Raw genomic sequence first — 6,998 nt, forward strand, 5'->3', positions numbered from 1 at the left:
GAACCAGTGATTGGTTCCGGATTGTCCTACAGCAGAAGGATCGGTCAATGGATCCTTAACTGATCAGCATTGCCGCCGATGCGGGGCTTGTTTGTCTCCGGCTCGCGCCTTAGCTTGCACGAGCCAGGGGCTGCTCCGGAGTGAGGTAGAGGGAGAAGTCCTCTATCCCCGCCTTCAGGGCGGCAAAGCAGTCGGGGTCGATGGCCGTGCCCAGGTTTTCCGCCATCATCTCCAGGGCCCGCGGCACCGGGATGGCATCCCGATAGGGGCGCTTGGCGGTGATGGCATCGAAGATGTCGGCAGTGGTGATGATGCGCGTCTCCAGGGTGATCGCCTCCCCCTTGAGCCCCTTGGGGTAGCCCTTGCCGTCGAGTCGCTCATGGTGGGCGCCAGCCACCAGGGCCAGCTCCTCGAAGGCGCCGATGCGGCCCAGGATCTCCTCGGTGTAGGCGGCATGCATCTGCACCGCCGCCCACTCCTGCTCGTCAAGCTTGCCCGGCTTGTCGAGGATGGCGTTGCTCACCCCGAGCTTGCCCACGTCGTGGAGCAGGGCACCCCGCTTGAGCCAGCGTCGCCGTGGCTCGGACAGCCCCATCTGGGCGGCGAGGATGTCGGCATAGAGCGCCACCCTGCCGCTGTGCCCCGCGGTATAGGGGCTCTTGGAGTCCACCACCTGGCCGAAGGCCGCCGCTATCTCGTCCAGATAATCCTCATCCAGCGCCACCTCCCCCTGCCCCGCCGGGTGGCCGAAGACCCGCTCCGCCAACGCGGGATCCGCCAGCCCTTGCCAGAAGGCGTCATCGGCCAGCGCCTCGAAGGCATTGACCAAGGCGGGATCAAACCAGTTTCCACTGCGCTCGCGCAGCTCCCTCATCGCCGCGTCCGGCCCGGCGGCGGCGTGAAACACGTCCACCACCTGACAGAGCAGGGCGATGCGGGAGAAGAGCGGGATGGCCTCCCCCGCCAGTTGTTGCGGCCGCCCTTTGCCGCTCCAGTGCTCATCCAGAGAGAGGATCCCCTGGGCCACCTCGTCGCTGAAACGCAACTGGCGGGCGATGTCCGCCCCCCGGTGGCAGCGGGTCAGGATCAGCTCGTTGGCTATCTGATCCCCGTTGCGAAAGATGTGGAACAGGCTGCGAAAACGGCCCAGCAGATCCGCCTGCAAGCCGGTGTGGCCCAGCACGAAGTTGACCACCTCGGAGAGGGAGCCATCCACCAGCTTGAAGTCGCGCTTGAAGTGAAGATCGTCGGTGAGATAGAGCTCGCAGATGCGGGCGGCATTGCTGCTGCACCCCAGATCCTTGAGCAACAGGGTGTAATAGAGGTCGTGGCGCTGCCGGGCATCCAGTCCCAGTTGCTCCCCCAGACGAGAGCCTATCCAGCAGCAGCGGATGCAGTGGCCTCTCGGCTGCCCTTCCGTCATGTCCAGGGCATGGCTGAGAGAACCAATCAGCTCTGCCAAACGCAACCCGTTTACCGTCATAGCCCACTCCCTCTACATCGGGGCGTACTTGCCCGCAGGCATGTATAGCATTTGTCGGGAGTAAAGGATCAGGGGCGCGACAAATTATGCCTGCACCGCTCCCCGACTTGCCGCCGCATCGAGCTGCTCGCGGCTCAGGGTCGAGACCAGTTTGTCGTCCAGATAGAGATCCAGCCGCTCCCCGCGCATCTCTCCCCGCATCAGGCTGCGCTGACCGTCGATGTAGTGGATCTCCATCTGGGCGGTGCGCTCGTCCGGGTAGCTCACCTGTACCTCGCGCACCCCTTGGGGCAGCAGGGCCAGCGGCACCTGGTTGAGGGCAGGATCCAGGTGCTGGTTCACCTTGATGATCGCATCGCTCTTCTGATCCACCAGGGCGGGCGACTTGCCGGTAATGGGGTTCTTGCCGGACCAGAATTCGATGGTGTTGAACACGAAGAGATCCGCCGTGGCCGCCAGGCCATAGACGGGGGAGAGCAGCACGAAGACGCCGGCACGGCCGTAGCGGTTGTCCACCACGCTGAGGTTGCCCTTGGTCACCATGGAAGAGAGGCCCATCTGGCCCATGCAACCGCCGAGCCCCAGGCTCGCCCCCACTCCCAGCAGCAGGGCCAGTGCCCTGCCTCTCTGTCGTACTGCCATTGTTGTCTACCTGCTCAATAAAAAGGAGGCGGCAGCCTAAACAAGGGGGCCGGGCGGCACAATGACGAAGGGGGGCGTCATACAGCCAGGGTTCAGCCTGGCCGTCCGATCGCTCACTCTGTTGGCAATCTTGCGGTCAGCCCCTCAGATGGAGAGGGCAGACACCGTCTGGGAGACCCTGTCCGCCTCCTGGTGGATCTCGCTCATCAGCTTGTCCACCCCGGCGATCTGCTGCTTGCCGAGTTCGGCGCTGCCCGCCACCCCGGCCATGTCGTCGGTCACCCTGGCGGTCAGCTCGCGATTCTTCTGCACCACCCTGGCGATCTCGTCGGTAGAGAGTGACGTGCGGGCGGCCAGCTGGCGCACCTCGTCCGCCACCACCGCAAACCCGCGCCCCTGCTCCCCTGCCCGCGCCGCCTCGATGGCGGCGTTCAGGGCCAGCAGATTGGTCTGATCGGCGATGGCGCTGATGGTCGAGACGATGGCCTCGATGCTTCTGGACTGCTCGTTGAGCTGGCCGATGAGGGCGATGGCCTCATCCACCTGGGAGGCGATGAGGGAAGAGGTCTGCACCACGGCGCGCAGCAAGCCCGCCCCCTCCTCTGCGCTGTGCAGGGTCTCCTGGGCGGTGCTGTGGGCCAGGCGGGCCGCCTCCCGGGTGGCGTGGTTCTGCTCGATGCGCGCGGTGATGTCGCTGGCGAACTTCACCACCCGTACCACCTTGCCGCTGCCATCCCGGATGGGGTTGTAGGTCGCCTCCAGCCAGACGGCCTGCCCCCGGCTGTTGTGGCGCATGAAGAGGCCGGATTTGAACTGGCCCCGGGCCAGCTCCTCCCAGAAACGGGGCTGCTCGCGCAGGAAGGTTTCGTCACAGAAGATCCTGTGGTGCCTGCCCGCGATCTCACTCAGGGTGTAACCCATAACGCTCAGGAAGTTGGCATTGGCATGGAGGATGTCGCCGTTCGGGGTGAACTCGATCATGGCCCGGGAGCGGTCCAGTGCCTCGGTCAGCGCTTCGAGTCGCTCCAGCCGCTGGTGCTGTTCGGTGACGTCGCTGGCAATCTTGAATACCCGGGTCACCCGGCCCTGGTGCTTCACCGGGAAATAGGTCGCCTCCAGCCAGCGCGTCTCCCTCTGCCGGTTCACGCGCTCGAAGGTGCCTGACTGCACCTCCCCCTGGGCCAGGCGGCGCCAGAACTGGCGATAGTCACCGGACTCCCCCCAGGCCCTTGGACAGAGCTGGCTGTGGGGCTGCCCAATCAGTTCGGCGGCACCATATCCCATCAGGGCCAGGAAAGGGGTGCTCGCCTCCTGGATGATCCCCTCCGGGCTGAAGATGACGGTGGCGGCACCCGCCTTGATCGCCTCTATGATGCCCTGCTCCTCGTCGAGCCGGGTCTGGCATGCCTGCAACTGCGCTTTGAGCTTCTGATTGAACATGACACTTCTTCCTCGTTGACCATCCCCATGGGCACCACGGCCTCACCCACAGAGGGTATCGGCACCGCCAGCGCCGACATAAGTGGTCGGACGACTGAAACGAATGGGGCGCGCAGTGTATAGAAAAGCGGCGATGCCGCCAAGGGCTCCCAGTACGCAGCCCTTGTGAAAGAGGATCAGCCCGGTGCAGAAAAAGAGGAGGCTAACGGGCAGGTACGCACTCGAGACAGGCAGGATTGCCAGCAAAGCCGAACCGTTCGTAGATAGCGCGCCCATCACTGCTGGCATGGAGCCACAGCTTGCCCAGTTGCTGCTCGCGGGCATACGCCACCATGGCCACCAGCAGGGCATTCGCCATTCCCCGTCTGCGCCAGGCCGGCCGGGTGTAGATGTTGAGCAGGTACCCTTCCCGCCCCGCCAGATTGCCCGGGTAGGGCGGGCGCACGAAGAGTGCCAGGGTGGCGCACGCCACCACCTCGCCCTCCTCCTCCACCACCCAGCTACGGGCGCTGCCCTCTTCCTGCGCCTGAATGAAGTAGGCCTGCGTCGCCTCCCTGAGGACCGGATCCTCATCGGGCCGGGCAAGTTCCCCCACCTCGCAAAAGAGCGCCATGCGCAGTGTCGTCAGGGCAGGAATATCGGCCGCCAGGGCCTCGCGAACCTTCATCTCTTCTCCTTTGCATTCCTTTCCCACCCGTCAGTCAGTCAGGCAGGGCTCGTGTGCGGCCACCTTACGCCGGAGGCGAGCGACGGGCAAGGCGCCAGCTGTCGAGCCCCAGGGGGCCCGCCCCCCACACGGCCAGGGTCAGCAGCATCCAGCCCCACAACTGGTGATCGTGAAAGCCCCCCGCCCAGAGGGCCGGGTAGGAGATGACCGCCATGGCGTTGAAGCCAAACAGCAGCAAGGCGACCGGACGGGTGAAGAGGCCCGCCAGCAGGAAGAGGGGCAGCAACAGCTCGGTCGCAGTGCCCGCATAGGCCGCCCACTGCCAGGGCAGCAGGGGCACCTGATATTCGAACTCGAACAGATAGAGGGTGCTGTCCCAGGCCGTTAACTTGAGCCAGCCGGATCGCAGAAAAATGGTGGCGACCCAGAGCCTGGCAAGCAGCAACAGGCCACCGCTGCACCAGGGCAAGATGCGTTCAACAAGGGGGCCAAGGGGCCTGGCAAGGGTTTGCATTGTCATGGGGCAAGCTCCAGATCGACCAGCAGGTCGAGGGTGATGAGGGGGGCTAGGTGTTCGGCCATGGCGGGATCCTGAGCCAGCAGGCTGGCCAGCGGCCTGCCCTGCAGGCAGCCTTGCAGCAGACGCCAGGCGGCGGCATCCAGGGGAATGGGGTCGACCCGGTGTCCGGGGCGTTTCTTGAGTGCCAGGGAGCAGACAGCATCCAGCTCCCTGACCGTCTCACCGCCGTGCAGGGCCATCTGCCAGAGCGCCAGCACCGGATGGGGGCTCTCCAGGATCAGCAGATCGCAGGCAGGATGCAGCACCAGCCGCTCCCAGTGGTCAGGGGTCATGGCGGCAAGCCGCTCGGCGGGCCAGTGCCGCGTCTCTGGCGCAAGCAGCGAGACCCGCTCCAGCCCCCACTCGAAGCGGGCCAGATCCCCGAGCCAGGGCAACGCGGCCGTGGTGGGCAAGCGTACCAGCCAGTCGCCAAAGCCCTCCCCGTAGTCCATGACGCTCCCCTCCTCCAGAGGTGCCGCCAGCACGAACCCTCGTGCCGCCGCCTCAAAGAAAGTCTCGCCAACCATGGCGCGTACCGCGGGGTAGCTGCTGGCGAGCACCTCGGTGAGGCCGAGGATGAAGTTGTTGCGATAGATCTGCAACAGGGCGTCGGGGGCAAAGCGTCCCGGCTGGATGTGCCCGAGGATGGCATCATCCTGGCCGAGCAGACCGCTCGCAAAAGCGCGTTGCATGGAAGCAAGCTCAGACATGGGCTGCCTCCCCGAGCAGCCCGCTCGCACAAGTACCTTGCGGGAAAACAAGCTCAGACATGGGCGGCCTCCCTGGATGGTTGCTGTGCCGCGCTCAGGATCTCGCTGGCACGCTGCGCCTCTCCCAGCAGCACCGGCAACGGGGGGATCGCCAGATCCCATTCAATCAGGGTGGGGATGGCGCGCTGCTGGCAGACCTGCTCGTAGAGCGCCCAGACGGGCTCGGCCACGGGGGTGCTGTGGGTATCGATATAAAGGGGCCCCTGAGGCAGGTGCTTCTCGGTAAAACCGGCCAGGTGAATTTCGCCGACCGTGTCGAGGTCGATAGTCGCCAGATAGTCGTCCACCTCCAGGCCGTGATTGACTGCGCTCACATGGAGGTTGTTGAGATCGAGCAGGACGCCGCAACCGCTGCGCCCAGCCAGCTCGGCCAGAAACTCGGCCTCCCCCATCTCCCCCGCCAGTTGCAGGTAGGAAGAGGGATTCTCGATGAGCAGTTGTCTGCCCAGTGTCTGCTGCACCCGATCTATCTTGTCGCTCATGTGCAAAAGAGCGGCCCGGGTGTAGGGCATGGGCAGCAGATCGTTGAAATAGCGCCCGTCGATGCTGCCCCAGCTCAGGTGCTCCGACACCCGCACCGGCGAGATGGCCGCCACCAGGGCTGCCAGCTGGCGCAGGTGCCCGGCATCGAGAGGATCGGCGGAGCCCAGCGACATGCCGACTCCGTGAAGGCTCACGGGGTAGTGCCTCGCAAGCTCCGCCAGCACCTCGAAGCCCTGGCTGTGGCGCTCGAAGTAGTTTTCGCTGTGTACCTCAAGCCAGCCCACTCCGGGCAGGGTGTGGCGGATCTCGTTGTAGTGCGGGGGGCGTAAACCGATACCGATCAAGGGGTTCATGGCTGGGCTCTCAATAGATAGGGCCATGATGTGGCGGGCGCCACACCATGGCATGCGGCTTACTTGGGTTGCAGGGACCCGCCAGCGAGCTTCTCGCACAGCCCCTTGGGCACCACCACGAAGGCATCCCCCTGGGCATCCATCTTGGCGGTGCCGGCGCAGGATCCGCCCTTGGTGGCGCAGTCGTTCTTGCCCGCCTTGACCACGCCGTAGCACTTCTCCTTGTCATCCGCAGCCATGGCCGGCGCGGCGATGAACTGGGCACCCAGGGCCAGCAGACCCGTCATGGCAGAGGCGATGGCAGTACTCTTTTTCACGTTCATGTCTCTATTCCTTGTTGTCGAGAGTGATGTCTCCGGCGCATATCATCCGGCTACGTTCAATAGGGAAGGTGCGAATAAGCGGGGAAATTCTTCTCGGCTGACTCAGTCATTTCATTTCTTCATGTTTTAGCCGATTTTTTCTCCCGCAAATGCCTTGAATCAGCCTATTTAGACCGTTTCTTCGCCATTTAAGGCGTTATCCCCAGTTTTTAGTGAGATCTCTCCCACTGACGTATCATTTGGTCCGCCCGAAACAGGTTGGCCAGGGTGAATAACAT

General features: G+C 64.4%; 8 protein-coding genes. All 8 read right to left on the bottom strand.

The genetic code is table 11. The annotated features are described in order from the left end of the window. Nucleotides 1-109: 109 nt before the first annotated feature. A complete protein-coding gene (locus OKB81_RS18505) occupies nucleotides 110-1,483 on the bottom strand; it encodes an HD-GYP domain-containing protein (protein ID WP_270668154.1) in 1,374 nt (457 codons plus the stop codon). 84 nt (nucleotides 1,484-1,567) lie between these two features. Next, nucleotides 1,568-2,125, bottom strand: a complete 558-nt coding sequence (locus OKB81_RS18510) for a DUF3332 domain-containing protein (protein WP_221365674.1) — start codon at nucleotides 2,123-2,125, stop codon at nucleotides 1,568-1,570. Nucleotides 2,126-2,269: 144 nt separating this feature from the next. Continuing rightward, nucleotides 2,270-3,565, bottom strand: coding sequence for a methyl-accepting chemotaxis protein (locus OKB81_RS18515; RefSeq protein ID WP_270805364.1), 1,296 nt, complete (start codon nucleotides 3,563-3,565; stop codon nucleotides 2,270-2,272). Nucleotides 3,566-3,767: 202 nt separating this feature from the next. Next, nucleotides 3,768-4,232, bottom strand: a complete 465-nt coding sequence (locus tag OKB81_RS18520) for a GNAT family N-acetyltransferase (RefSeq protein WP_042864187.1) — start codon at nucleotides 4,230-4,232, stop codon at nucleotides 3,768-3,770. A 64-nt stretch (nucleotides 4,233-4,296) separates the two neighbouring features. Beyond that, the gene (locus tag OKB81_RS18525) at nucleotides 4,297-4,752 is read right to left on the bottom strand and encodes a DoxX family protein (protein WP_270668152.1); all 456 of its coding nucleotides are present in this window, start codon (nucleotides 4,750-4,752) and stop codon (nucleotides 4,297-4,299) included. Next, nucleotides 4,749-5,501 (bottom strand): HvfC/BufC N-terminal domain-containing protein, encoded by a 753-nt coding sequence (locus OKB81_RS18530; protein WP_270668150.1) that lies wholly within the window; start codon nucleotides 5,499-5,501, stop codon nucleotides 4,749-4,751. Before OKB81_RS18530 ends, OKB81_RS18525 begins: the two co-directional genes overlap by 4 nt. Before the next feature lie 53 nt (nucleotides 5,502-5,554). Next, entirely contained in the window at nucleotides 5,555-6,397 is an 843-nt protein-coding gene (gene bufB / locus OKB81_RS18535; protein WP_270805365.1) for an MNIO family bufferin maturase, read from the bottom strand. Nucleotides 6,398-6,456: 59 nt separating this feature from the next. Continuing rightward, nucleotides 6,457-6,720, bottom strand: a complete 264-nt coding sequence (locus OKB81_RS18540; protein WP_010673595.1) for a BufA1 family periplasmic bufferin-type metallophore — start codon at nucleotides 6,718-6,720, stop codon at nucleotides 6,457-6,459. Nucleotides 6,721-6,998: the final 278 nt, after the last annotated feature.

The organism is Aeromonas sp. QDB56, from assembly GCF_027705505.1.
GTDB classification, from domain to species: Bacteria; Pseudomonadota; Gammaproteobacteria; order Enterobacterales; family Aeromonadaceae; genus Aeromonas; species Aeromonas caviae.